This is a genomic window from Psychrobacter sp. TB20-MNA-CIBAN-0197 (assembly GCF_040309765.1).
GTDB lineage: Bacteria > Pseudomonadota > Gammaproteobacteria > Pseudomonadales > Moraxellaceae > Psychrobacter > Psychrobacter submarinus.
Map to the genome: position 1 here is coordinate 1 of NZ_JBEOPC010001381.1, position 236 is coordinate 236.

Annotated in this window: 1 protein-coding gene; it reads left to right on the forward strand. The window is 59.7% G+C overall.

Going from position 1 to position 236, the window contains the following annotated elements:
• Window positions 1–236 (forward strand): hypothetical protein (locus AAEY83_RS18480; RefSeq protein WP_351061612.1); only part of this gene is annotated, 236 nt, incomplete at both ends.

Here is a 236-nt window from a genome sequence, read left to right on the forward strand (position 1 = left end):
CTTGTTGGCTTGATTGATCCCGCCAGCAGTCCGTTGTCGATTGGCGAAGGCTCACGGATCAGTGTCGATCCCGGCCAGCGCATCGGTTTGCGCGGGGCAGGCCAGATCACGCTTGATGGTGAACTCAACGCCTGGGGCGGTATTGTCGATATCCGTCAACAGCAGTTCGGCGCGATTGATGTGGCGACGTCCTTGCAAGAGGCCGATCCGACCCCGCACAACCGTTCGATCTGGAT